At 70.7% G+C, this 24,156-nt stretch carries 28 protein-coding genes and 1 tRNA gene; 7 read left to right on the forward strand and 22 right to left on the reverse strand.

Annotated elements, in window-relative coordinates; all coding sequences use genetic code 11:
* Positions 1 to 242 (forward strand): ISAs1 family transposase (locus tag AB4Z01_RS05250; RefSeq protein ID WP_441690536.1); only part of this gene is annotated, 242 nt, incomplete at its 5' end.
* Positions 243 to 310: 68 nt separating this feature from the next.
* On the opposite strand, the gene AB4Z01_RS05255 is transcribed toward AB4Z01_RS05250, so the two are convergent.
* From AB4Z01_RS05255 to AB4Z01_RS05275, 5 genes are read right to left on the reverse strand one after another with little or no spacing between them, the layout of a single operon-like run.
* The gene (locus AB4Z01_RS05255) at positions 311 to 1,717 is read right to left on the reverse strand and encodes an FAD-binding oxidoreductase (RefSeq protein ID WP_441691278.1); all 1,407 of its coding nucleotides are present in this window, start codon (positions 1,715 to 1,717) and stop codon (positions 311 to 313) included.
* Positions 1,714 to 3,045 (reverse strand): cytosine deaminase, encoded by a 1,332-nt coding sequence (locus AB4Z01_RS05260; RefSeq protein WP_441691279.1) that lies wholly within the window; start codon positions 3,043 to 3,045, stop codon positions 1,714 to 1,716. Before AB4Z01_RS05260 ends, AB4Z01_RS05255 begins: the two co-directional genes overlap by 4 nt.
* A gap of 1 nt (position 3,046) precedes the next feature.
* The gene (locus tag AB4Z01_RS05265) at positions 3,047 to 3,907 is read right to left on the reverse strand and encodes an ABC transporter permease (protein WP_441691281.1); all 861 of its coding nucleotides are present in this window, start codon (positions 3,905 to 3,907) and stop codon (positions 3,047 to 3,049) included.
* Positions 3,904 to 4,719: an ABC transporter ATP-binding protein gene (locus tag AB4Z01_RS05270; RefSeq protein ID WP_441691283.1), complete on the reverse strand. Its 816-nt coding sequence runs from the start codon at positions 4,717 to 4,719 to the stop codon at positions 3,904 to 3,906. The genes AB4Z01_RS05265 and AB4Z01_RS05270 overlap by 4 nt, the downstream gene beginning before the upstream one ends.
* A 1-nt stretch (position 4,720) precedes the next feature.
* Entirely contained in the window at positions 4,721 to 5,692 is a 972-nt protein-coding gene (locus AB4Z01_RS05275; RefSeq protein WP_441691285.1) for an ABC transporter substrate-binding protein, read from the reverse strand.
* A 319-nt stretch (positions 5,693 to 6,011) separates the two neighbouring features.
* Here AB4Z01_RS05275 and AB4Z01_RS05280 point away from each other — a divergent pair, with 319 nt between their 5' ends.
* Both AB4Z01_RS05280 and AB4Z01_RS05285 read left to right on the forward strand, forming a co-directional pair.
* On the forward strand, positions 6,012 to 6,404 hold the full coding sequence (locus AB4Z01_RS05280) for a RidA family protein (protein ID WP_441691287.1): 393 nt from the start codon (positions 6,012 to 6,014) through the stop codon (positions 6,402 to 6,404).
* A gap of 11 nt (positions 6,405 to 6,415) precedes the next feature.
* Positions 6,416 to 7,219: a creatininase family protein gene (locus tag AB4Z01_RS05285; RefSeq protein ID WP_441691289.1), complete on the forward strand. Its 804-nt coding sequence runs from the start codon at positions 6,416 to 6,418 to the stop codon at positions 7,217 to 7,219.
* Here the strand turns inward: AB4Z01_RS05285 and AB4Z01_RS05290 are convergent.
* Genes AB4Z01_RS05290 through AB4Z01_RS05315 form a run of 6 tightly spaced genes read right to left on the reverse strand, consistent with a single transcriptional unit; the run spans position 7,216 to position 11,408 of the window.
* On the reverse strand, positions 7,216 to 8,484 hold the full coding sequence (locus AB4Z01_RS05290; RefSeq protein ID WP_441691291.1) for an adenylate/guanylate cyclase domain-containing protein: 1,269 nt from the start codon (positions 8,482 to 8,484) through the stop codon (positions 7,216 to 7,218). The two genes, AB4Z01_RS05285 and AB4Z01_RS05290, sit on opposite strands and share 4 nt — an antisense overlap.
* Positions 8,474 to 8,863: a gamma-butyrobetaine hydroxylase-like domain-containing protein gene (locus tag AB4Z01_RS05295; RefSeq protein ID WP_441691293.1), complete on the reverse strand. Its 390-nt coding sequence runs from the start codon at positions 8,861 to 8,863 to the stop codon at positions 8,474 to 8,476. Before AB4Z01_RS05295 ends, AB4Z01_RS05290 begins: the two co-directional genes overlap by 11 nt.
* A gap of 4 nt (positions 8,864 to 8,867) precedes the next feature.
* Positions 8,868 to 9,116 (reverse strand): Trm112 family protein, encoded by a 249-nt coding sequence (locus AB4Z01_RS05300; RefSeq protein WP_441691295.1) that lies wholly within the window; start codon positions 9,114 to 9,116, stop codon positions 8,868 to 8,870.
* 26 nt (positions 9,117 to 9,142) lie between these two features.
* Entirely contained in the window at positions 9,143 to 9,802 is a 660-nt protein-coding gene (locus tag AB4Z01_RS05305; RefSeq protein ID WP_429225428.1) for an LON peptidase substrate-binding domain-containing protein, read from the reverse strand.
* A gap of 13 nt (positions 9,803 to 9,815) precedes the next feature.
* On the reverse strand, positions 9,816 to 10,733 hold the full coding sequence (trxA, locus tag AB4Z01_RS05310) for a thioredoxin (RefSeq protein ID WP_441691297.1): 918 nt from the start codon (positions 10,731 to 10,733) through the stop codon (positions 9,816 to 9,818).
* Between the two features lie 60 nt (positions 10,734 to 10,793).
* Positions 10,794 to 11,408: a prolyl-tRNA synthetase associated domain-containing protein gene (locus AB4Z01_RS05315; protein ID WP_441691299.1), complete on the reverse strand. Its 615-nt coding sequence runs from the start codon at positions 11,406 to 11,408 to the stop codon at positions 10,794 to 10,796.
* A gap of 168 nt (positions 11,409 to 11,576) precedes the next feature.
* Here AB4Z01_RS05315 and AB4Z01_RS05320 point away from each other — a divergent pair.
* The 3 genes from AB4Z01_RS05320 (at position 11,577) to AB4Z01_RS05330 (ending at position 12,672) form a co-directional block, all read left to right on the forward strand.
* A tRNA-Gly gene (locus tag AB4Z01_RS05320) sits at positions 11,577 to 11,651 on the forward strand.
* A gap of 290 nt (positions 11,652 to 11,941) precedes the next feature.
* Positions 11,942 to 12,244 (forward strand): hypothetical protein, encoded by a 303-nt coding sequence (locus tag AB4Z01_RS05325; RefSeq protein ID WP_441691300.1) that lies wholly within the window; start codon positions 11,942 to 11,944, stop codon positions 12,242 to 12,244.
* A complete protein-coding gene (locus AB4Z01_RS05330; protein ID WP_441691301.1) occupies positions 12,244 to 12,672 on the forward strand; it encodes a type II toxin-antitoxin system VapC family toxin in 429 nt (142 codons plus the stop codon). Before AB4Z01_RS05325 ends, AB4Z01_RS05330 begins: the two co-directional genes overlap by 1 nt.
* A gap of 51 nt (positions 12,673 to 12,723) precedes the next feature.
* On the opposite strand, the gene AB4Z01_RS05335 is transcribed toward AB4Z01_RS05330, so the two are convergent.
* From AB4Z01_RS05335 to AB4Z01_RS05375, 9 genes are all read right to left on the reverse strand, one after another.
* The gene (locus tag AB4Z01_RS05335; protein ID WP_441691302.1) at positions 12,724 to 13,104 is read right to left on the reverse strand and encodes a hypothetical protein; all 381 of its coding nucleotides are present in this window, start codon (positions 13,102 to 13,104) and stop codon (positions 12,724 to 12,726) included.
* Between the two features lie 233 nt (positions 13,105 to 13,337).
* Complete coding sequence (locus AB4Z01_RS05340) at positions 13,338 to 13,994, reverse strand: GntR family transcriptional regulator (RefSeq protein WP_441691304.1); 657 nt, start codon at positions 13,992 to 13,994, stop codon at positions 13,338 to 13,340.
* Between the two features lie 6 nt (positions 13,995 to 14,000).
* Positions 14,001 to 15,167 carry an NAD(P)/FAD-dependent oxidoreductase gene (locus AB4Z01_RS05345; protein WP_441691306.1) on the reverse strand — a complete coding sequence of 389 codons (1,167 nt, stop codon included), beginning with the start codon at positions 15,165 to 15,167 and terminating at the stop codon, positions 14,001 to 14,003.
* A 1-nt stretch (position 15,168) separates the two neighbouring features.
* Complete coding sequence (locus AB4Z01_RS05350; RefSeq protein WP_441691308.1) at positions 15,169 to 16,569, reverse strand: NAD(P)/FAD-dependent oxidoreductase; 1,401 nt, start codon at positions 16,567 to 16,569, stop codon at positions 15,169 to 15,171.
* Positions 16,566 to 16,865, reverse strand: coding sequence for a (2Fe-2S)-binding protein (locus AB4Z01_RS05355; RefSeq protein ID WP_441691310.1), 300 nt, complete (start codon positions 16,863 to 16,865; stop codon positions 16,566 to 16,568). Before AB4Z01_RS05355 ends, AB4Z01_RS05350 begins: the two co-directional genes overlap by 4 nt.
* Positions 16,866 to 16,867: 2 nt before the next feature.
* A complete protein-coding gene (locus AB4Z01_RS05360; protein ID WP_441691312.1) occupies positions 16,868 to 17,662 on the reverse strand; it encodes an ABC transporter permease in 795 nt (264 codons plus the stop codon).
* Complete coding sequence (locus tag AB4Z01_RS05365) at positions 17,659 to 18,534, reverse strand: ABC transporter permease (RefSeq protein WP_441691314.1); 876 nt, start codon at positions 18,532 to 18,534, stop codon at positions 17,659 to 17,661. Before AB4Z01_RS05365 ends, AB4Z01_RS05360 begins: the two co-directional genes overlap by 4 nt.
* Complete coding sequence (locus AB4Z01_RS05370) at positions 18,527 to 19,597, reverse strand: ABC transporter ATP-binding protein (protein WP_441691316.1); 1,071 nt, start codon at positions 19,595 to 19,597, stop codon at positions 18,527 to 18,529. Before AB4Z01_RS05370 ends, AB4Z01_RS05365 begins: the two co-directional genes overlap by 8 nt.
* Positions 19,598 to 19,643: 46 nt before the next feature.
* Positions 19,644 to 20,708 carry an ABC transporter substrate-binding protein gene (locus AB4Z01_RS05375; protein ID WP_441691317.1) on the reverse strand — a complete coding sequence of 355 codons (1,065 nt, stop codon included), beginning with the start codon at positions 20,706 to 20,708 and terminating at the stop codon, positions 19,644 to 19,646.
* Between the two features lie 116 nt (positions 20,709 to 20,824).
* Here AB4Z01_RS05375 and AB4Z01_RS05380 point away from each other — a divergent pair, with 116 nt between their 5' ends.
* Positions 20,825 to 21,748, forward strand: coding sequence for a LysR substrate-binding domain-containing protein (locus AB4Z01_RS05380; protein ID WP_441691321.1), 924 nt, complete (start codon positions 20,825 to 20,827; stop codon positions 21,746 to 21,748).
* Here the strand turns inward: AB4Z01_RS05380 and AB4Z01_RS05385 are convergent.
* Positions 21,745 to 22,962 (reverse strand): MFS transporter, encoded by a 1,218-nt coding sequence (locus AB4Z01_RS05385; protein ID WP_441691323.1) that lies wholly within the window; start codon positions 22,960 to 22,962, stop codon positions 21,745 to 21,747. The genes AB4Z01_RS05380 and AB4Z01_RS05385 overlap by 4 nt on opposite strands.
* A complete protein-coding gene (locus AB4Z01_RS05390) occupies positions 22,959 to 24,080 on the reverse strand; it encodes a hypothetical protein (protein WP_441691325.1) in 1,122 nt (373 codons plus the stop codon). The genes AB4Z01_RS05385 and AB4Z01_RS05390 overlap by 4 nt, the downstream gene beginning before the upstream one ends.
* Positions 24,081 to 24,156 lie beyond the last annotated feature (76 nt).

Here is a 24,156-nt window from a genome sequence, read left to right on the forward strand (position 1 = left end):
CCCAAGTCGTGCGCACCCACTGGACCATCGAGAACCAGCTCCATTGGACCCTCGACGTCGTCTTCGACGAGGACGATGCCCGCACCCGCAAGAACAACGGCCCGGAGAACCTGGCCATCATCCGCCGGCTCGCCCACAACATCTTGCGGGCCCATCCCCTCGACAAACCCCTCGCCAGCAAAATGCGCCGCGCAAAATGGAGCAAAGAATTCTTCTTCGAACTCTTTACATACATGCGATAGCCCTGCCTCCCGCAGGGGGAGGGGGGATTTAAAAAAATTCATTTCCGAAAGAAAGCCGTCGGCCATCCTCACCCCGTCGCCTGCAGGCCCGGGAACAGGTAGATGCGGCCGGAGTTCAGGTCGTAATCCGGGTCGTCCCAGCCGATCATCTTGCCGGGATTCAACAGGCCGCGCGGGTCGGTCTCGCGCTTGAACTCCAGCTGCACCGCGTCGGTGCGCTTCATGCCCCCCTCCTCCAGCGTGTAGCGGTGCGGGTTGAAGATCAGGCAGCCATGGTCCTCATGGATGCGGATGATCTCGTCCAGCCGCGCCTCGCTGGTGAAGCGCACGATCGGCAGGCCGGAGCAGGTGACATTGCCGTCGAAGCGGATCACCTCGAGATGGCCCGGCACCTCGTCGCCGAAGATCTTCGTCATCTCCTCGACCAGCCGGAGATGGTCGGGGAACGGGTACAGCACCTGCAGATAGGTGATGGTCGGGTCGATCTTGATCGCCCGCAACGTGGTGTGGTTCCAGGTCAGCTCGTACAGCGGCGGCAGGCCCTTCTTCTCCTCGTCGGTCGCGGTGTCGGCGCGGAACAGCACCTCGCCCTTCGACCGCTTCATGAAGGCCTCGAAGCCGCCCATGGCGAAGTCGGCCACCATCAGCAGCACCACCGACTGGTCCGGGCGCACGAACTTGCGGTGCTTGAGGAAATACTCGTGCGGCACCGGGGCGGCGACCGGCGCGATCTCCTTGACCAGCAGGCCGTCGGCCCGGCCGATCTCCTCGCCGAAGCGGACGGCATCCATCCAGTCGTCGAAGCCGACGACGACGTCGACCCAGTCCGGCGCCGCGGCCAGCGGGATCTCGACCTCGGTGATGATGCCGTTGGTGCCGTAGGCGTGCAGCGCCTTCAGCAGGTCCTCGCCGGTCAGGTCGAGGATCCGCGGCTCCGCCTCCATCGTCACCAGCCGCACCCGCATGACGTTGCCGAGGTTGCGCAGGCCGCCCCAGCGGATCGAGCCGACGCCGCCGGAGCCGCCGGCCAGGAAGCCGCCGATCGTCGCCATCCGGTAGGTCGACGGGAACAGCCGCATCTCCTGCCCGACCTTGGCCCGGGTCTGGGCATCCATTTGGGCCAGCACCGCGCCAGCCTCGGCCGCCACCGCGCCGGGGCGGATCGCCGTCACCCGGTTCATCCGCGCCAGGTTCAGCACCATGCCGCCGGACAGCGGCATGGCCTGGCCGTAATTGCCGGTGCCGGCGCCGCGCGGTGTCACCGGCACGCCGTGGGCATAGGCGGCCTTCAGCGCCTGCACCACCTCGGCCTCCGAAGTCGGCGACACGACGAGGTCGCCGGTGACATGCTCCAGCTGCCGCTTTAGCACCGGCGAGTACCAGAAGAAATCCTGGCTCTTCTGCTTCACCAGCACCGGGTCGTCGGTGACCCGCAGCCCCTCCAGGTCGCGCTTCAGCGCGGCGAGATCGGTCATCGGGTCTCTCCTTTGGCGGACGCCAGCAGCGTGTCCAGCTCGCGGTAATCCGGCGGGGTGGTGTCGACGGCGCGGCCGTTCCTGACCACGATCCGGTCGGCCTGCGGGCGGGACAAGAGCTCGGTCCAGCTCCGGGCGCGCAGCAGCACCAGGTCGGCGCCGCCGCCCGCTTCCAGGCGGCCGAATTCGGGCCGGCCCAGCACCTCGGCCGGGGTCGCTGTCACCGCCCGCGGCCAGTCGCCGACCGGGTGGTCGAGATGCAGGATCCGCGTCGCCTGGGCATAGACCTCGAGCGCGTCGAGATCGCCATAGGCGTAGAACGGGTCGCGGGTGTTGTCCGAGGACACCATCACCGGGATGCCGCGCGCCTTCATCTCGTGCAGCAGTGTCACCCCGCGCCAACGGGGTGTGGCCCCGGCGCGGCGGTCCTGCAGGTACATGTTGCACATCGGCAGCGACACCACGGCCAGGCCGGCCTCGGCCACCAGGTCGAGCGTGCGGTCGATCACGTCCTCGGGCTGCCGGGCCAGGGAGCAGCAATGGCCGACCAGCACCCGGCCGCGGAAGCGGTGGCGGATCGCGGCCTCGGCGATCAGCGCCAGCGTCCGCACCGCCGGGTCGCCGGTCTCGTCGGCGTGGAAATCGAGGTCGAGGCCGTGCTCGATGGCGTGGCCGAACAGCCGGTCGATGCCGGTCTCCAGACCCGGCACCGGGTAGGTGACCGCGCCGAGTATGCCGCCATGGGCGCGGACGGTCTGACTCAGATCGTCGAAATACGGATCCTCCAGCACCCGGTCGATGCCGACCAGGGCCGAGCCCTGCAGCTCGATCCGCCCGGCCCATTCCACGCGCAGCTCGGCGAAGACCGGCCAGGAGATGCGGTGCTGCGGCGGGCTGCTGTCGATATGGCTGCGGATCAGCCGGGTGCCGTGGGCGAAGGCGCAGCGCAGGCTGAACGCCATCCGCGTCCGCACGTCTTGCTCCGACCAGTTGGCTGCACTGTCCGCCCGGACGGTGAAGAGCGCGCCGTCGAAGCTGCCATCCGGGTTCGGCGCGCGCGGCCAGATATGGCCCTTGTCGAGATGGGTGTGCGCCTCGACGAAGGCCGGCCACACCATGCCGCGGTCGAGGTCCAGCGCCGGCAGGTTGTCGGGCTCAGGGCTGCCGGCGGAGCGGATCGTGGTCAGGATTCCGCCGTCGATCGTCAGGTCGGCCAGCGCCAGCCCATCGCGGTCCGGCTGCAGATCCGCGCCCTCGGCCAGGCAGGCCGGCACGGTGGCGTTGGTCAGGCGGTAGCGCCGGGCCTCGGGCAGCGTGGCGAAGCCCATCTCAGTTCTCCCGCCGGATGGCGCTTTCGTGCCAGCGCCGCAGCAGCAGATGCGACACCAGGCTGGTCAGGGCGAAGATGGCGAGGCCGGTCAGGGTGATCAGGATCAGCGCCGCGAACAGCCGCGGCACGTTCAGTCGCCGCCCGGCCTCGAGGATGCGGAAGGCCAGGCCGGACTGGGCGCCGGCCGATCCCGCCGCGAACTCCGCCACCACCGACCCGATCAGCGCCAGCCCGCCGCCGATGCGCAGGCCGGTGGCGAAATAGGGCAGGGCGGACGGAATGCGCAGATGCAGCAGCGACTGCCAGCGAGAGGCGCCGTACAGCTCGAACAGGTTCAAGAGGTTGTGGTCGGTGCTCTTCAGCCCCTGGGTCATGTTCGACAGGATCGGGAAGAAGGCGACGATGAAGGCGCAGATCAGCAGCACCGATTCAGTCGACGGCGCGTAGATGATGATCAAGGGCGCGATCGCCACGATCGGCGTCACCTGCAGCACCACGGCGTATGGGTAGAAGGCCAGCTCCAGCCAGCGCGACTGGATGAACAGGATGGCCAGCGTCACGCCGCCGATCAGCGCCGCGGCCAAAGCGGCGAAGGTGATGGTCAGCGTCACGGCGAGGGCGGAGGACAGGATCGGCCAGTCGCCGACCATGGTCGCCGCCACCTCGGTCGGCGACGGCAGGATGTAGCGCGGCACCTGATAGGCCACGACGTACCATTGCCACAGCGCGATGAAGGCGGTGAAGGCGATCACCGGGATGGCGATGCGTGCCGCCAGTTCCCGGAGGCGCCCGGGCTCGGCCCGCCGGGCCTCGGCGATCGCGGCCTCATCCTCGCCGGTCTGGATCCCGATCCCAGTCATCGCTGCTCCGCCGCCACCATGATCGCCCGCATCAGCGCGTCCGACACGGTGCGGCAGCGCTCATTGTAGGGCGTCGACATCCGGTACTCGTTGCCGCGCGGATAGGGGGCGTCGACCGCCACCTCCTCGATCACCCGGCCCGGCCGCGCCGCCATCACCACGATGCGGGACGACAGGTAGACGGATTCGAACACCGAATGGGTGACGAAGATGATGGTCCAGTTCTGCCCCTGCCACAGCCGCAGCAGGTCGTCGTTCAGCTTGATCCGGGTGATCTCGTCCAGCGCCGCGAAGGGCTCGTCCATCAGCAGCAGCTTGGGCCGGGTGACCAAAGCGCGGGCGATCGACACCCGCATCTTCATGCCGCCCGACAGCTCGCGCGGATAGGCGTCGGCGAAGCGGTCGAGCCCGACCATCGCCAGCGCCTCCATCACCCGGTCGCGCGCCGCCGCCCGCGACAGGCCCTTCAGCCGCAGCGGCAGCCAGACATTCTTGAACACCGTGGCCCAGGGCATCAGCGTCGGCTCCTGGAACACGAAGCCGACCTCGCCATCGGTCGTGGCACGGCTGCCGTTCGGCCAGCGGATCGCGCCGGCCGAGGGGGCGCCGAGCCCGGCGATCAGCCGCAGCGCCGTCGACTTGCCGCAGCCGGAGGGGCCGAGCAGGCTGACGAACTCGCCCTCCCGGATGTCGAGCGACAGGGCAGACAGGGCCAGGGTGCCGCTGGCGAAGCGCTTCGACACCCCGTCCAGCGACACCAGAACCCCGTCGGCGGCGGTCTGCCCGGGCGTGGTCAAGGCGACCGAATCCACCTCAGCCGCCGGCCAGCTTCTTGTAGACGTCGAGGCCGACGCCCTTGCACACGAAGCGGGTGGTGAAGGCCTTGCCGACATCCAGCCCGGCATCCAGCACCCCGGCCTTGACCATGCTGTCGTAAAAGCTCTGGTACCGCGCCGCGGTCATGCAGCCGATGCCCTGGGTCTCGGCCTCGCCGGCGATGACGATACGTGCGGCCTTCAGCTGCTCCCGCCCATAGGCCAGCTGCTCGTCCGTCATCTCCGGATTGTCCTTCTTGATCAGGACGTTGGCCGCGCTGTTGTCGCCGTACAGATAGGTGTACCAGCCGATGATCGTGGCATCGACGAAGCGCTGCACCAGGTCCGGGTTCTGGTCGACCATCGCCTGCTGCGCCGCGATGGTGGTCGAATAGGCGCCGTAGCCGTTGTCGGCGAGCAGGAAGACCTTGGGCTTCCAGCCGGCCTGCTTCTCGATGTCCCGCGGCTCCGAGGTCAGATAGCCCTGCTGGCCGGATTTCGGGTCGGCGATGAAGGGGGCAGGGTTGAAGGTGTAGGGCTTGTACTGCTCGTCCCGGAAGCCCGGATAGGCCGATTTCAGCCAGCGATAATAGGTGTCGTAGCCTTCGCCCGACAGGAACAGCGTGTCCAGCTTCGCCAGGTCGGCGATGGTCTCGATGCCCTGGTCGGGATGGGCCATCAGCACCTGCGGGTCCTTCTGGAAGATGGCGGCGACATTGATCACCGGCACCCCTTCCTTGACCGAATCGAAGGCGTCCAGCGTGCCGCCCATGAAGAAGTCGATCTGGCCGGCCACCAGGCGCGCCCGGTTGGCCGCCTGCGGCCCGCCCATGACGATGGTGACGTCCAGGCCGTATTTGGCGTAGGTGCCGTCCGCCACCGCCTGGTAGTAGCCGCCGTGCTCGGCCTGGGCCAGCCAGTTGGTGCCGAAGCTGACCTTGTCGGCCGCGGAGGCCGTGCCGGCTGCCATTCCCGCCGTCAAACCGAGGGCGAGAGCGAGAACTCGTCCGAAAAGTTGCATGAAGCCGATCCCTATGTCGTTTTTTATGCCGCAGCGCCAAAGACGACAGGATGCAACGGCCGTGCCATCCGCTCCCGGTTCCAGGTTTGCCGGCGATCCGCGGGATACTGGCCATCGGGCGCCCGGGTGGCGGCGCGCCGCGGCCGACGCCCTTCCCTCCGGTGCCCAACAACTGGGCAGCCTAGTCCAGATTTCCAGCATGCGGCAACCTTGTCACCGGGCCTGCGCAGTCCTACGGTTCCCTGCCTTTTGCGGGAGACGAATCCCCTTGTCACGCCCCATCACCCCCGCCGGAATCCGGCCGCCCTTCGCTCGCTACAGCCATGCCGTCGAGGTGCCGGCGGGCAGCCGCCTGGTGGTCTGCTCCGGCCAGCTCGGCATCGGCCCGGACGAGGCGGTGCCGGCCACGGTCGAGGGCCAGGCCGAGCTCTGCTTCGACAACATCCGGGCGATCCTGGCGGCGGCCGGGATGGACCTGTCGCACATCATCCGCATCAACGCCTTCGTCACCGGGCGGGAGCATCTGAAGGGCTACATGGCGGTGCGCGACCGCGTCGTCGCCGACCCGCCCCCGGCCTCGACCCTGATGATCGTCTCCGGCTTCGCGCGGCCGGAGTTCCTGGTCGAGGTTGAAGTGATCGCTGCCGGCCCTGCCGCCTGAGAGGGATAACCATGCTGCCGAAGCGCTATTGGCATGAGATGACGACGCTCGACTTCCGGGACGGCGGAGTCGAGAGCTGGATCGCGGTGCAGCCGGTCTGCGCCATCGAGCAGCACGGGCCGCATCTGCCGGTCTATACCGACACCTGCATCGCCGAGGGCATGGTGCGGCGGGTGCTGGAACTGCTGCCGCAGGAGCTGCCGGTGGTCTTCCTGCCGACCCAGGCGGTCGGCAAGTCGAACGAGCACATCGCCTCGCCCGGCACCCTGACCCTGTCCTGGGAGACGCTGACCCAATATCTGATCGAGATCGGCGAGAGCGTCCGCCGGGCCGGGCTGCGCAAGCTGATCCTGATCAACTCGCATGGCGGCAACGTGCCGATCCTCGACGTGGTGGCGCGCGAGCTCAGGGTCCGGCACGGCATGCTGGCGGTGCATTCGGCCTGGTCGCGCTTCGGCAACCCGGACGGGCTGTTCCCGGCCGAGGAGGCGGCCTACGGCATCCATGGCGGCGACATGGAGACCTCGGTGATGCTGCATCTGCGCCCGGATCTGGTGAAGGTGGACCTGGCCGAGGATTTCCGGTCGACCCAGCTGGAGTTCCTGCGCGAGTTCGCGCATCTGCGGGCGCATGGCGTGTCGCAGTTCGGCTGGATGGCGCAGGACCTGAACCCCGGCGGCGCGGTCGGCAATGCCGGCAACGCCACGGCCGAGAAGGGGCGGCAGGTGGTCGACCATCAGGCCGCCGCCTTCGTCGCCCTGTGCCGCGACGTGCACGGCTTCGACTTGGCGCGGCTGTGGGAGCCCGACGCCTAAGCCGGGGTGAACACCTCGACCGGGACTCTCACCCCGCGCAGGGTCTGCAGGCCGAGGCAGCGGAAGCGTTCCGGCGCCGCCAGGGCCTCGACGAAGCGGCGGCTGACCACCATCGGCACGTCCAGCACGCTGCACAGGTGCTCCAGCCGGGCGGCCTCGTTCACCGCCGGGCCGATGATGGTGAAGTCCAGCCGCTGGCCCGAGCCGACATTGCCGTACAGCACGTCGCCGGCATGCAGCGCCACGTCCAGCGTCATCACCGGCGCGCCCGCCTTGGCGCGGCGGAGATTGATCGCCGCGATCCGCTCCAGCGCCTCGGCCGCGGCGGCCAGGGCCCGGCCGCAGGTCTCGGCCGGGTCGTCCTCGGCGAAGGCGAAGGTGGCCAGCAGGCCGTCGCCCATGAACTTCAGCACCTGCCCGCCGTAATCCTCGATTGGCGCCGCCAGCGCGTCGAGATAGTCGTCCAGCATGCTGACCAGCTGGTCTCGCGGCAGGGCGTCGGCCAGGGCGGTGAAGCCGCGCAGGTCGCCGACCAGGATCGCGGCCGAGATGGTCTCGACCGAGCCGCGGCGGATCTCGCCCTGCAGCACCCGGCGGCCGACGTCGCGGCCCAGATAGGTGCTCAGCACGGTGCGGATGGCGGCGAGGTCGATGCCGACCCGGATCGCGGCGCCGAACACCGGCATCAGATCGTCCAGCGCCTGCACCTCCGCTGCCGTGAAGCCGCCCCGCCGGTCGGTCGCCAGCGTGACCGTGGCGCCGGTGCGCAGCGGGTGCAGCGCGCCGTCGAAGCCGAAGGGGATGATGAAGCAGAGATAGTCGGTGGCGCCGGCGTCGCGGAACTCGGCCAGGATCGGGAAGTGGTCCACGCCCTCGCCCCGTTCCAGCCGATAGCGGGTCAGCGGCACCAGGTCGTCGGCCTGGGACGCGGCGGGGTCCATGGCGGCCTCCCGCGCGGCCAGCACCGCCGGGTAGATCGGGCTGGGGCTCGAGAGCTTGCCCCAGGACCCGTGGCCGTAGGCCTCGCTCTGGCGGTCGCCCTCACGGGTCCAGGTCAGGCCGAAGGCCTCGATCTCCGGGTGCAGCGTGGTGGCCGAGAGAAACGCCCGCCACAGCGGGATGCCGGCCGCCAGCACCCGGTCGGCGAAGCCGGCCGCGACATCCTGCACCGGCCCGGCCAGCAGCGCCTGGTTGCCCAGCCAGCGCCGCAGCCGGGCCAGGGCGGCGGCGGTCGCGGCGGGCAGGGCGTCGGTCTTATCGGTCACGCGACAGGCCGCGCGACTCAAGCGCGGCCAGATAGGTGCGCCACAGCTCGTCCTGCCGGGTGGCCAGCTCGTGCAGCCAGGTCCAGGAATAGAGGCCGGTGTCGTGGCCGTCGTCGAACACCAGCCGCACCGCGTAATGGCCGACCGGCTCGACCGCGGTGATCGCGACGTTGCGCTTGCCGCCGACGATGGTCTTCTGTGACGGGCCGTGGCCCTGCACCTCGGCCGACGGGCTCTCGACCCGCAGCAACTCGGCCGACAGGGTGACGTGCAGACCGTCGTCGAAGCGCAGCTCCAGCACCCGCTCGGCCCGCTTCAGCCGGATCTCGACCGGCCGGGCGGCGCTGCCCGTCAGGGGCGGGCTGCCCATCGAGGTCATGGGGTCAGCGCCGCGCGTCGGGGTCGAGCGGCCGGGCCTCGTCGACCAGCATGATCGGGATGCCGTCGCGGATCGGATAGGCCAGGCGCGCCTGGTCCGAGATCAGCTCCTGCGCTTTCGCGTCGTAGCGCAGCAGCGATTTGGTCAGCGGGCAGACCAGCATCTCCAGCAGGCGCGGATCGACCGCGGTAGGGCTGCTGGGCGGCGGGTTGCCGGGGGCAGCGGTGCTGCCAGAGTCGGGTGTATCGGTCATGGCACGGGGTCCGGGAACAGGGGCCGTCAGTGGCGCACGCGGCCGGCATGGCCGCCATGGATCGCCATCCGGATGATCGATAGCATGACTCGGGTGCGCTCGCAGAGATCCTTCGCCTCGAGCAGCGCCTGCTTCTCCTGCGGCTCGAACGGGCAGATCATGGCCAGCGAGGTGACCAGGCGCTCATCCGGAGTCTGGCCGATCGCCTCCCAGTCGGCGGACAGGCCGGCGATGCGGAAATACTCGGTCAGGGCATGGTCCAGCCCGGCACGGTCGATCTCCGCCGGGGTCGGCTCGGCCATGTCGGCGGAAAAGCCGGTCCAGCCCGGCCGCACCCGGCGATAGCCGCGCCGCTCCTCCAGCTCCTGCTCGACCCGGAATCGGCACAGGCCGGTGAGGGTGATCAGGTAGCGGCCGTCATCGGTCTCGTCGAAGCTGGTGATCCGGCCGGCGCAGCCGACGGTGTAGAGCGGCGGGGGCGCCGCGCCCCATTGACCGGGGCGCGGCTGGATCATACCGATCAGCCGGCCGCCGGCCAGCGCGTCCTCGACCATGGCGAGATAGCGCGGCTCGAAGATGTTGAGAGGCAGCAGGCCGCGCGGCAGCAGCAGGACCCCGGGCAAAGGAAACACCGGCAGGTCGGTGCCGAGGTCGTCGAAGGCTGGCGCGCGCGGCCGCCCTCTCATGTCCCGGACCGGATCATGAGAACAGCAGCGAGGACAACCGACGCCGGCCGGACAGGGTCAGGGGGTCGGTCGGGCCCAGTGCCTCGAACAGCTTGACCAGCTGTTTGCGCGCTGCCTGCTCGTTCCACTCACGGTCGCGGCGGAACGACTCCAGCAACTCGTCCATCGCCTCCTCGCGCTGGCCGGCACCATAGAGCGCGGTCGACAGCTCCAGGCGTGCCTCATGGTCGTTCGGATTGGCCTCCAGCCGCTGGCGCAGACCGGCCAGCCCCGCAATGGCGACGGCGCTCTGCTCGGCCAGCTCCAACGCGGTCTTGGCCGCGGCGATGTCGGCGTGGCGCGCCATCTCCGGCGTCAGGCTTTCCAGGAACTGCTTGGCCTGCTCGATCTCGCCCAGCGCGATCAGGCAGCGGGCCAGGCCGGCCGCGGCGGCGGCGCTGTCCGGGGCATGCGCCAGCACATGCTGGTAGATGCCGGCCGCTTCCTCGACGTTGCCGCTGTCGAGCACGCTCTTGGCCTCGGCCAGCAGCTCGTCGACATGGTCGTGGGAATCATGTCCGGCCAGCTGCACCAGCTTGTCGATGAAGCTCTTGACCTGGCTTTCCGGCACCGCGCCCATGAAGCCGTCGACCGGGCGGCCCTGGTAGAAGGCGTAGACCGTCGGCACCGACTGGATGCGCAGCTGCGCCGCCAGGGCCTGGTTCTGGTCGATGTCGACCTTGACCAGCCGGACCTTGCCTTGGGCCGCCTGGACTTGCTTCTCCAGCAGCGGCCCCAGCGTCTTGCACGGGCCGCACCAAGTGGCCCAGAAATCGACGATGACCGGCACCTCCATCGAGGCCTCGATCACGTCGGCGCGGAAGCCGGCGGTGTTGCTGTCCTTGATCACCGGTGCGGCGCCGCCAGAGGCGGCATTGAGAAGGGCGTCCATGGCGTTGTCCCAGGTCTGATATTGATCTGTGCCGATGGCCGGCGGCGGCAAGCGGCGGCATCAGCCGCCGGCAGGCGCATCCTCGGCCGGTGGCGTGACGGTCGCCGGCTCCGCCGGCAGGGTGACGGAGTCGAGATCGACGATATGGGGTTCGTGGCCGCAGCTGGCAATGAAGCTCAGCAGGCCGGCCGGCGCGATCGCCGTGGTCATGGTGTTGACCAGCGGATGGAAGTGCAGCGTGCCGTGCCGCATCATGTCGGCATCCAGCGCGATCGTGACCTGCCGGGCGTCGTCGTTGATGATGGCGAAGGGCGTGACCGAGCCGGGAGTCACGCCCAGCGCCTCCATCAGCCGGTCGGGCGACCCGAAGGACAGCCGGCCGGCGCCGAGCAGCTCGCCGAGCGCCTTCAGGTCGACGCGGCGCTCCTCCTCGCAGACGACGAGCCAGGCCTGGCCCTTCTTGTTGCGCAGGAACAGGTTCTTGGAGTGCCAGCCGGGCAGCAGGCCGCGCAGATGGCGCGATTCCTCGACCGTGAACACGGCCTCGTGCTCATGTGTCGAGACCTCGACACCGAGCGCGCGCAGCCGCGCGAACAGGTCGGCAGGGGTCGCGCAGGGACGGGCCGCGGCGGCGGGCGGGGACGAGTCGGGGGCAGTGCTGTCGGGCGCGGTCATGGCACGGTGTTATACGAGGCCGCGGCCGCGCTTCCAAGCCCGCCCCGGTCAGTGTCCGGCGGCACCCCGGCGGGACGCGTAAAAAATCCGCATTTAGGTGCTTGCAAATCCCGCGGCATCGGATATAACCCGCCACCTCGACGGCGCTGCGGCGCCGACGACGCCAGAGCGGGCGTAGCTCAGGGGTAGAGCACAACCTTGCCAAGGTTGGGGTCGAGGGTTCGAATCCCTTCGCCCGCTCCAGTTTCTCTCAGGAAAGTCAGCGACTTTGCAGGCGCCCTCAGGGGCGTTTTCTGCTTCCCCGGCCTCGCTTTCGAAAGCGGGGAAGCAGGGGGAAGCAACTGGAGGCATGTTGCGGCGCACACCGATGCCGCTGTGATGTCGTTCGCCTTGGAGCCCGACTCGCCATTTCTCCTCCATCAATCCAGTCGAAGAGCCGCGCGTGCGATCCACCCGGATGACGCGGCGCCGCCGCTCATTTGCATCCCAAGTTTCGACTGGATATATTACGGGAGATCGACTGGAGCGCAAGTATGGCCAGCAACTCGCAACGCCGCGCCATTCGGGAGTACCGGTCCCGCCTCAGTGCGCGCGGGTTGGCGCGCTTCGAGGTGCTGGGCCTCGACAGCGACCGCGACCTGATCCGGTTGCTCGCGCGCCGGCTGGCGGAAGGCGGTCCGGAGGCATCCCGGCTCCGCGCCGTGGTCAGCCAGGGCATCGCCGGCGAGGCGCCGAGCAGGGGCGGGATTCTCGCCGCCTTGCGCCGCTCGCCGCTGGTCGGAGCAGATCTCGATCTGTCGCGCCCCCGTGAGGAAGGGCGCGTGGTCGATCTCTGATGCGCTATCTTCTCGACACCAGCATCATCAGCGCAATCGTCCGGCCGGTTCCGCCGGAGGCGCTCGTTGCGTGGATGGCTGAACAGGTCGACGAGGACCTCTTCATCGCGTCGCTGACCGTCGCCGAGATCCGACGCGGCATCCTGGAGAAGCCGGCGGGCCGCAAGCGCGATCAACTCGAGGCATGGTTCGCGGGGCCCGACGGTCCTTCCACCCTCTTCGCGGGCCGTATTCTCCCATTCGACGAGAAGGTGGGGCTCATCTGGGCGAGGCTGATGGCCGAAGACACGGCCGCGGGGCGGCCGCGTAGTGCGCTCGACACCATCGTCGCGTCGGTCGCTGAGGCAAACGACTGCATCATCGTAACCGATAACGAGAAGGACTTCGCCGGAGTCGAGATTCTCAATCCCCTTCGGACCGCAGGATAATCACGGAGCTGACGGATTCGGACGTGGCCGCCGAGGCGTGGCATCGGCCTTTCATCGAGGCATTTCGCGACGGCTTGGCTGATTGCATACGCCCCCTCGGGCGATTGAGCGGCGCGAGCCGCACACCCGTCGGTGAGAGGGGCTGCTTGCCTCCGCGACGACCATACCGAGGCGCGCGCCGACGGCAATCAACGCGGTGGACAGGTTGTCGTGCATCCAGTGCGCTTTGGCGTCGTCGGTCATCAATCCGGCGAAATAGGTTCCGTAGACCGCGAAGCTGAGGTCGATGATATCATTTCGGGCCTTGTCGAGGCGCTTCGGCGCTTGGCTACCGTTTTTGATCCACCACAGGGCGTAAATGAGGATGGCAAGGGACTGCCCGCACTCACGGGCGCTCCCGTTGCCGGCACGGGACTTGGTACCTCTCGTCACGATCGTGCAATAGTCCGATTAATATCATCCGAATGTGACATCGACATTAGGACCAAAGGTCCGATGCTCGCTGACGCGCTGGCAGGTGCGCCCGAATGCCCTTGTCGCGGCAGGCAATCGACCTCCCGCCGGCCACGTCCGCAGTGGCTTGACCCCGTGTGGAAGCACCCAGCAACGATTTCTGGCTCGGGGGGCAGCCGACATAGAATGATCGAAGTGAGCAGCGGCGATTCCTACGAGTCAATGGCGGCGCCGGAGACAACCTCCCTCACGATCGAGGTCAGCCGGATTCGCTGCGAGTGGAGGAGGCGGTCTAGCTTCTCCAATCCCTGCTGCGCCGAGCCTACCTTGAGCGCGGCGACGAGGGCGTCGAGCTGGTCCCGGATCTCGCCGGCGTGCCGCGAGCCGCAGTCGACGAGGCGGACATACCGGGTGCGCTCGTTGCATTGCCGCGTCAGCCGGACTAGCTCGCGGTTGAGCGACATCCGGGCGATCTGCTCGTGCAGGCGCTCCAACCGGATGCACAGCAGGCGTGCGGCATCGCGCGCCGCCAACTCGGCGTCCGGTCCGGACAACGGTGCCGCCACGAAATCGTCCTGCCGCGCCTCCAGCGAGCTGCGCAGCACCATGTGCAGCAGGCCGTACAGGTCGTCGATCTCGTGCAGGTCCGGGATCTTGGTGAAGAAGCCCCGGTTCGGCTGGGTGGTGATCAGCCCCTCGTCGGTCAGCCGGATCAGCGCCTCGCGGACCGGCGTGACGCTGACCTTCAGGGTGGTCGACAGCTCGCTGATGTGCAGATGCTCGCCGGGACGGAACTGGAAATCGACCACCAGCTCCTTCAGCTTCGAATAGACCGAGGCCACCTTCCGGCTCTCGACGCCGTAATACATGTCGGTTTACTCCGCGGGGCAGGCCGTCGTTCCGGACGCGACGGCGGAGGCCGGGTCGCGCCGGAAGCGATCGACTCGGAAGGGGGCGACGGGCAGGGAGGCGGTCCCGTCGAGTGCCAGCTCGGCCAGGACGCGGCCGACGATCGGGCCGAGCTGGAAGCCGTGCGCGGAAAAGCCGAAGGCGTGGAACGCCCCCGGCACCGCGGCGCTGAGGCCGAGCACGGGCAGCCCGTCGGGGGTAAAGCCCTCTATGCCGGACCAGAAGCGCATGATCGACGCCCGCGCCATGATCGGGAACAGCGCCGCGGCGTTGCCGGCGGCCCGGGACAGGGCGCGAACGTCGATCGCCGTGGCGTTGCTGTCCAGGTCGACCGGCGCCCGGTGGCCGCCGCCGATCAGCACGGTGCCGTTCTGGAATTGCTTGAAGGACAGGGCTCGTCCGGCCGCCCCGACCACCGGCCCGACGAAGCGCGGCATCCGCGCCGTGACCATCATCATCGATCCGTTCGCCGCCAGCGGCACGGCATCGCCGAGGATCGCCGCCAGCCGGCCGCCCCAGGCGCCGGCGCAGTTGAACAGCAGGGCGGCGTCGTGCCACTCGCCCCCGGCGGTCACGCGCCAGCTGGCGCCATCCGGGCGGGTCACCGCCGTCACCGCGGCGCCTTCGACGATCCGGACCCCTTCGCGCTCGGCCGCGCACCGGAACGCGGTCGTGGTCCGGAACGGGTCGGCGAAGCCGTCATCGGCGACATGCAGCCCGCCCAGGCAATGCGGCGCGACCTCGGGCAGCAGCCGGCGCAGCTCCGAGCGGTCGATCACCGCCTCGCGATAAGCCAGCCCGAGCGCGTCGACGGCGCGGCTGCGCCGGTCCAGCCCTTCCATCTCCTCGGCGGTCTCGGCGACGCGGACTTGGCCGCTGGAGCGGAAGCCGCAATCATCGTCGACCAGCGCCTCCATCTGGCGCCACAGCGCCTTCGCCGCGATCGACAGCGGCAACTCGGGCAGGGCCCTGCCCAGGGTGCGGACCCCGCCGGCATTCACCCCCGAGGCGTGCCGGCCGACATAGTCCTTCTCGATCACCGTGACGCCGAGGCCGCGTCGCGCCAGATGCAGCGCCGTCGAGCAGCCCTGCAGCCCGCCGCCGATCACGATTGCGTCCGAGGTCGTTTTCACCTCACGCCTCCGCCGCTTCGGGAGCCGCCAGCCGCGCCAGCTGGTCGAGCGGCACCGGCCGGATCGGCGGCCGCACACGAAAGCGCCCGACGGTCTGGACCGGCACGCCGCACGCGGCGGCGGCCAGCTCGCTGACCGTGCCGGCGCAGATCCGGCCCTGGCAGGGGCCCATGCCGCAGCGCAGTGCGCTCTTCAGTCGGTTCGCCTCTGCCGCGCCGCGGTGCGCCTCCTGCCGGACCATGCCGGCCGTCACCTCCTCGCAGCGGCAGACGATCACGGCATCGTCTGCCGGGACCCGCAGCCCGAAGCGCGGGCGGTAGAGCCGCTCCAGGAACGGCCGGATCGCCTCCTCGCGCCGCAGCGACGCCTGCAGCGGCCGGGCCAGCGCGTCCCGGCGCCGCTCGGAGAGGAGGTCGAGGGAACAGGCGGCGGCCAGGGCCGCCAGCCGGCCCCGATCCGCCGCCGCTCGCGCCCCGGCGATGCCGGCGGCGTCGCCGGCGACCAGCAGGCCGGGCACCGCGGTCCGGCCCCAGGCATCGGTCTCCGCCGTCCAGCACAGCCGCTCGGCGTCCCAGCGCGGCGGGCAGCCGGCGGCCCAGGCGAGTTGCAGGTTGGGCACCACGCCCTGGTGCAGGAACACCGTCGTCACGCCGTCGAGCCGCTGCCAGATGCCGTCCCGCCGGAACGCGACGCCGGCGACGCGGCTGTCGCCGCCGATCCGCAGGTCCTCGACCCCGCGGAAGACGGGCACGCCGGCGCGGCGGATCTCGGCCAGCAGGCTCAGGCCCTCGGCGAGGGTGCGGAGCGCGGATGCCCTGAGCGACAAGGACGCCAGGGCGTCGCGGCGCCGGGGCGGATCGGTGGTATCGAGGATCGCCCGGATGGCTAGGCCGGCGCGCAGATACTGCGCCGCCACCAGATACAAGAGCGGGCCGCAGCCGGCGAAGACGGCACCGTCGACGGCCACGGCGCTCGACTTCAGCAGCAGTTGGGCGGCGCCGGCAGTCATCACGCCCGGCAGGGTCCAGCCGGCGACCGGCATCGGCCGCTCCAGGGCACCGGTCGCCAGGATCACCCGGTCGGCGGTGATCAGGCGGATCCCGTCGCCGTCGGAGAGGGCCAGCCGGAAGCCCCGCTCAATGTGCCAGATTCCGGCCCCGGAGACATACTCGACCGCGCTGCCCCGCAGAGCCGAAACGAGGCCGGCGCCAGCGGCGTAGTCGGGACCTAGAATCCGGGTGCCGCGCAGCGGCGACCGGTCGATCGAGCGGTAGACCTGGCCGCCTGGCCCGGCCTGCTCGTCCAGCAGCACCGTGTCGAGGCCGAGCACGTCAGCCTGCACCGCGGCGGCCATGCCGGCCGGTCCGGCGCCGATCACGGCGAGCTGGTAGCGATCCGTCATCGGCCGGACCCCTCCGGCGCGACGCGGATCCGCATGCCCGGGCGGACCTCCGCCAGGCAGGCCTGCTGCCCGGGCCGGCCGTCGATCTCGACCAGGCAGTCGAAGCAGACCCCCATCATGCAGTACGGGCCGCGCGGCAGGCCGCTGACTGCGGCGCGGTGCACCGCCTGCCGGCCATGCAGCAGCAGGGCGGCCGCGACCGAGGCGCCGGCGGGAACCGGCAGGCGCCGGCTGTCGATCTCGATCTCCAGGGTAGCCGGCTCGGCCGCGGCGGCGATGCGCGAGAACGCGGCCATGGTCAGCTCCGCCCCGCCAGGATGCGGTCGAGGCCGTACAGCCGCTCCAGCGCCGCCATGGCGCCGAGCGCGCCGAGGATCAGCAGGGTGGAGACGGAGGCGACCAGCGGCGTGATCGTCTCCTCGATCTGGTGGTAGAGCCAGACCGGCAGGGTGGTGGTCGAGGGCGAGGCGATGAAGGCCGTCATGGTCAGCTCGTCGAAGCTGTGGATGAACGCCAGGATCCAGCCGCTGCTGAGGCCGGCGGTCAGCAGCGGCAGGGTCATCCGCCGGAACACGGTGAAGGGGCGGGCGCCGAGCGACGCAGCCGCCTGCTCGACCCGCCGGTCCAGGCCGGCGCAGGCGGCCATGGTCAGCCGCAGAGCGAAGGGCAGGACGACCACGGTGTGGGCCAGGATCAGGGCCGGCAGGCCGCCGGACAGGCCGAGCCCGGTGAAGAAGCGCAGGAAGGCGACGCCGAGCACGACATGCGGCACCAGGAGCGGCGACAGCAGCACCGTATTGATGACGTCGCGGCCGGGGAAGTCGCGGCGGGCGATCGCCAGCGCCGCCGGCAGCGCCAGGGCCGTGGCCAGGGTCGCCGAGGCCATCGCCGCCAGCAGGCTGAGCCGCAGGGCGCGCAGGAACTCCGGCTGCTCCAGCAGGGCCAGGTACCAGCGCACCGAGGCGCCGTCGAAGGGCAGGGACAGGTACGCCTTGTCGGTGAAGGAGACGAGGCAGACCATGGCCAGCGGCGCCAGGATGAAGCCGATGAACAGCGCGTGGAAGGCGAAAGCGAGGGGACCGTTGCGCCTCATGCCGCCGCCTCCCGCCGCACAGCCATGCCGCCGCGGCGGCGCTGCAGCAGCCGGCGGCACAGCAGCAGGATGGCGATGTTGCCGGTCAGCAGCAGCATGGCGATGGCGGCGCCCAGCGGCCAGTTCAGCGTGTTCAGGAACTCGTCATAGGTGGCGGTCGCCGCCACCTTCAGCCGCCGGCCGCCGATGATCGCCGGGGTGGCGAAGGCGGTCGCCGCCAGCGAGAACACGATCACCGCCCCGCCCAGGATGCCGGGCAGCATGTGCGGCAGCAGCAGGCGGCGCAGGATGGTCGGCTCACCGGCGCCGAGCGACGCCCCGGCGCGCTCGATCTCGGGGTTCAGGCGCTGCAGCGAGGCCCAGGCCGCGACGACGATGAAGGGCACCAGCACATGCACCAGGGCCAGCACCACGGCGCCCGGGGTCTGCAGCAGAGAGACCGGCCCGCCGGCAACGCCGAGCGCCTGCAGCGCCAGGCTGACCGGCCCCTGGCCGCCCAGCGGCAGGGCCCAGCCGAGCGTGCGCACCACCACCGAGATCAGCAGCGGTCCCAGGATCACCAGCAGGAAGATGCCGCGCCAGGGCGGGTTCATGCGCGACAGCACCACCGCCTCGATCGTGCCCAGCACCACGCAGGCGGCGGTGACTACGGCGGCCAGGGCCAGGGTGCGCAGGAAGATCGCGTGGTAATAGGGGTCGGACAGGATCTCGAGATAGTTGCCGAGGCCCGTCGTCGCCTCGATCCCGCTCTCCGGCCGGAAGCCGTGCAGGCTCAGCAGCAGGGTGGCGACCAGCGGCGTCGCCAGCAGCAGCGCGGTGAACAGCAGCGGCGGGGCGCAGAGAAGATACGGGATCCGGGTGCCGTCACGCATGGTCGTTCTCCCGGCCGTCGACCACGCGCAGGTCCTCGGCGTCCCAGGACAGGCGGATCGCTTCGCCCTCGGCGAAGGCGGCGCTACCGCTCTGGCGGTAGACCAGGAGCGCGCCGAGGGCCGACTCCACCTGGTAGACCCAATGGCTGCCGAGGAAGGCCCGTGCCCGGACGATGCCGGCTACCCCGTCCTCGGCCGGATCCCCGTCGATCCGGATCCGCTCGGGCCGCAGCGACAGCAGCAGCCGATCCGCCCCGGCATGGCCATTCAGCGGCGGCGCCGGGATGCGGCGGCCGCCAACCTCCAGCTCGAACCCGGACGGCGTCCGGATCGGCGTGCCGGCCAGGATGTTGCTCTTGCCGAGGAAGGACGAGACGAAGGTCGAGCTTGGCTGCTCATAGACCTCGCGCGGCGTGCCGACCTGCTCGATCCGGCCGGCCCGCATCACCGCCACCCGGTCGCTCAGGGCCAGCGCCTCGGCCTGGTCGTGCGTCACCATCAGGGTGGTGATGCCGACCTCGCGCTGGATCCGGCGCAGCTCCAGCTGCATCTCGTCGCGCAGCTTGGCGTCCAGGTTGGACAGCGGCTCGTCCAACAGCAGCAACGGCGGCTCGATCACCAAGGCGCGGGCAAGGGCAACGCGCTGCTGCTGGCCGCCGGACAGCTGCGCCGGCATGCGCTGCGCCAGGTCCTCCAGCCGCACCAGCGCCAGGGCCCGGGCCACACGCCGCGCCCTTGCGTCCCGGTGGATGCGGCGCATCTCCAGCCCGAAGGCGACGTTCTCGGCCACGGTCATGTGCGGGAACAGGGCGTAGCTCTGGAACACCACGCCGAGGCCGCGGTCGCAGGCGCGGACCCGGCCGATGTCACGGCCGCCCAGCCGGACGGCGCCGCCGGTCGGCTCGATGAAGCCGGCGATCATCTGCAGGGTCGTGCTCTTGCCGCAGCCGGACGGCCCCAGCAGCGACAGGAACTCTCCCTCCTTGACGGTCAGCGACAGCCCGTCGACCGCGGCGACGGCGCCGAACCGCTTCGACAGGGTGTCCAGGACGAGGTCGGGCATCGATCGGGTCTCCGCGGATGGGGCACGGGGTGGTCGGGCGGTGGGATCAGCGCTCGATCTCGCGGGCCCAGCGGCGGGTCCAATCCGGCCGCGCCGCATTGACCTCGGCCCAGTCGACCCGGATCAGCCGGTCGATCGCCTCGGGCCCGTAGACCACGCGGCCGGCCACTGCCGGCGCCAGGGTCACCTGCCGGTTCACCGGCCCCCAGCCGGCCTGCTCCGCCAGGGCCGCCTGCACCTCGGGGCTGAGCAGATAGAGGATCAACTGCCGCGACAGCTCGGCGACGTCGCTGCCGGCGATCTGGCAGGCCATCGACACCAGGGCGACGGCGCCCTCCTTCGGCGTCGCGAAGGCGACCGGGAAGCCGGTGTTCGCCAGCGCCTGAGTCCGGCCGCTGCCCCACACGGCCAGCGCCGCCTCGCCGGTCTGGAACAGCTCGGAGATCTTGGCCGAGCTGGTCTCGAAGGACAGCACCCCGGGCGCCACCGCGTCGCTCATGAAGCGGAAGCCGGGCTCGATGTCCCGGGCATCGCCGCCCTCGGTCCTGGCCAGGGCCAGCAGGGCGTGCAGGCCGTAGCTGTTGCTCAGCGACGGCACCAGCACCTGCCCCTTCAGCGCCGGGTCGCCCAGCTCGGCCCAGGATTGCGGCGGCGGCCGGTTCAGCTTGCGGAAGGTCTCGGTGTTGTAAGCCAGCCCGGTGGCGACGATGCCGATGCCGACGGCCCGGCCGGCGCCGCCGGCGCTGGCCAGGGGATACAGCTCGTCCAACACCGGTGCCGTGGGCAGCGCGTCGCACAGGCCGAGGCCGATCGCCTGCTGCATCGGCCCGTCGTCGAGCAGCGCGACATCCACCTCGGGCCGGGCCCGCTGCGCCTGCAGCCGGGCCAGGTTGGTGGCCGAGGTGCCGGCGACATAGTCGATGCGCACGTCATGGGCCTGCTCGAACGGCGGCAGGATCCGCTCGCGGAACGCCGTCTCCGACGACCCGCCATAGCCGGCGAACACCAGCGTCGGCTGCGCCCGGGCCCGCGCGCCGATGGCGGCCAGGCCCAGGATCACCCCGATCGCCGGCAGCATGCCGGGCAATCCTCCCCATTTCGTGAGCGACACGGTCTTGCTCCCGTTGTCACAGAATTGACATATGAGCCGCACTATGAGAAGTCGGGGCTATGCTGTCTAATTCCATGATTTCGCGTAAGCATGCCTTGTTGGCATAGGACGACGCCATGAATGTCCGCCAACTCGAGGCGTTCCGCGCCGTGATGATGGTCGGCACAGCGACCGCGGCGGCGGAGCTGCTGCGGCTGTCCCAGCCGACGGTCAGCAAGCTGATCGCTCAGTTCGAGCGGGGCAGCGGGCTGCAGCTGTTCGAGCGGGTGAAGGGCCGGCTGGTGCCGCGGCCGGAAGCAGTGGCCCTGTTCCAGCACGTCGACAAGCTGTTCGCGGCGATGGAGGAGGTCGGGCGCAACGCCCGTCAGCTGGCCAATGTCCAGACCGGGCATCTGCGGCTGGTGGCCTTCGCCGCCCTGGCGCTCGACTTCCTGCCGCGCGCCATCGCCTCGTTCCTCGCCACACGGCGCGAGGTGACGGTGACGCTGAACGTCCGCGCCTCCAGCTATGTCGCCGAATGGGTGGCCGGCCAGCAGGCGGATCTCGGCTTCGTGTCCGGGGCTCCGGCCGGATCGGGCGTGGTGATGGAGCCGTTCGAGCCGACCGACAGCATCTGCGTGCTGCCCCTGGGCCACCCGCTGGCAGGCCGGGTAGAGATCCGGGCCGCCGATTTGGAGGGGGAGCGGTTCATCTCGCTGGGCCGCGACACCGCGCTGCGCCACCGGATCGACGGCGCGTTCGAGACCGCGGGGGTCGCCCGCCGGGTAGTGATCGAGACCGGCTATTCCGCCACCGCCTGCGCCCTGGCGGCCAGCGGCGCCGGGGTGACGATCGCGGATCCGATCTCGGCCCTCGACCGGTTCGACCGCGGCGACGTGGTGCTGCGGCGCTTCTCGCCGCGCACGCCGTTCACCATGCAGGCGGTGTTCCCCGCCGCCACGGCCCGCTCGCTGCTGGTCACCGAATTCCTGCTGCACCTGGCCCGGCTGAAGCGCGACGCCGACCGCCGGGTCGAGGCGGCGCTGTCCCGGCCGGCCTAGGCCGGGCTGCCGTCCCGCAGCGGCAAGGCGAAGCGCCGGCGCAGCCCCACCCCGGCCGCCAGCATGACGCCCGCCATCAGGAAGCTTGCCTGCAACCCGCCGGCGGCGGCGATCTCGCCCCAGATCACGCTGCCGACGGCCAGGCCGCCGAAGGCGCAGGTCATGTACGCGGACAGGGCCCGGCCGCGCAGCTCGGGCTGCGCCGACAGCTGCACGGTGGTGTTCAGCGTCGACAGCATGGCGATCCAGCCGATGCCGGCGAGACCCAGCAGTGCCACCGCGGCGGCGGGCGACGGCGCCGCCGACAGGCCGGCCAGCACCGCGGCGAAGAGGAGGCTGGCGCCGCTTAGCACCGTCTCCGGCGGCCAGCGCCGGCGCAGCCCGGCAAGCAGCACCGCCCCGGCCACCGCGCCGGCGCCGAAGGCCCCGAGCAGGAGGCCGTACATCAGGGCGCCGCCGGCCAGCCCCGAGCGGGCGAGGACCGGCAGCAGGGCCAGCACTGCGCTGGCCGGGATGCCGACCGCCACGGCGCGGACCAGCACTGCCCGCAGGACCGGGCTGGCCAGGATCGCGCGCAGCCCGGAGCGCAGCGTCGCCCAGTCCTCTCCCCGGTCGGGGCGGGCGGCCGGTCGGCGCAGTCGGCGCAGCAGCACGCCGATCAGCACCAGCGAGGTCAGGACGTTGATCAGGAAGGCCGGGGCGGCGCCGAGCGTCGCCACCACCATGCCGCCGACGAACGGGCCGACGACGCGCGACAGGTTGAAGCCGACGCTGCTTAGGACGACCGCGGCCGGCACCTGCGACGCCGGCACCAGGTCGCAGATCGCGGCCTGCCAGGCCGGGCCGCGGATGGCGATGCCGGCCCCGATCAGGAAGGTCAGGACCAGGATCGCCGGCGGCGTGGCCATGCCCTGCAGCACCAGCGCGGCCAGGACCAGGGCGGCAACGGCGCTCCAGCTCTGCGCCAGCAGCTGCACCAGCACCCGGTCGCGCCGGTCCGCCAGGACGCCGCCGACCAGCGAGAACAGGACGACCGGGGCAGAGCTGGCGGCCTGCACCAGCGCGACCTGGTCGGCCCCGCCGTCGACCAGCAGCCAGGCGGCGCCGACCGTCTGCGCCCAGGCGCCGATATTGGCGATCATGGTCGCGATCCACAGCGACCGGAAGGCCCCGGACCGCAGCGGTGCGCAGGCCGCAAGCAGCGCTGCCGTCACGCCGCTTCGGCGCCGATGACGGCGCGCGGGCTTCCGGTCAGGGTCTCGTGGATGCTCTGCGCCACATAGAGGTCCAGCACCGGCAGCCCGACGCAGGTCAGCAGCGCCGGCCGGCGCCAGCCCGCACCCTGGCCGGCCAGGGCCTGCCAGGCGCTCAGGATCTGGTAGCGCCCGGCCTCGGCCTCCAGCGACCGGCCGGTGCGGGAGAAGTACAGCGCCAGGCTCTGCGAGTTGCGATGGCTGACCGAATGCACGTCGTCGCACATCACCGTGCCGCTCTCGAGCATGCGCCGGATCAGCGCCGGCGGGGTCTCGTCGCCGCCGAGATGCAGCACCACCGCGTCCGGCCCGATCGATGCCGCGTCGAACACCGGCTCGCGGGCGTTGGAGGCGGTGACCACCAGCCGGCAGGCCGGCAGGCGATCCTCGTCCGTCACCGCGATCACCGGGAAGGCGGTGCGGGCGGACTGCTCCGCGGCGAAGGCGGCGGCACGCTCCGGCGTCCGGCTCTTGACGTAGATCGCGGCGATCCGCGGGCCGTGATGCGCCTGCAGGTCGGCGACCAGCTTCTCCGCCACCGCGCCGGCGCCGAACAGGAAGACGGCGAAGGCGGGCAGCCCGGCCAGGAACAGGTCGACGGCGATCGAGGCATAGGCGCCGGTGCGCGCGGCCGAGATCTCGGTGCCGTCATAGACCGCGAGCGGCTGCATCGTCAGCTTGTCGAACAGCAGGATGGTCGAGCGCGACCGCGGCAGGTTGAGCAGGCGGTTATAGGCGTTGGAGCCGACGATCTTCACGCCGCCGTAGCGGTCGTTGACGCTGACCAGCGCGCTCAGCTTCCAGTTCAGCCGCTCCTGGGTGAAGCGGCTGTCCAGCGCCGGGGACTGCAGCAGCTCCAGCAGCTCGGGCTCGCCCGGCTGCAGCACCACCTTCTCGCCATAGGCCGTGCCGGCGGCGACCGCCTTCAGCGCCGTCCGCACCAGCCGCCCGACATGGGCCGCGCCCAGCGCGGCCGGGCGCGGCGGCTCGATCGGGGCGCCGGCGAGGCGCAGGGGCGGCAGGGCGGGCGGGGTCGCCGGCAGGCGCAGGGTCGGATCGTAAAGGCCGAGACCGGTCATGTCTCACTCCCGAGCGTGAAGGCAGAAATCCTGTCGGCGGATTCGAAGTCTGATAAAATCATTCAATCGCGACAGA

Source organism: Inquilinus sp. YAF38, from assembly GCF_052113205.1.
GTDB lineage: Bacteria > Pseudomonadota > Alphaproteobacteria > DSM-16000 > Inquilinaceae > Inquilinus.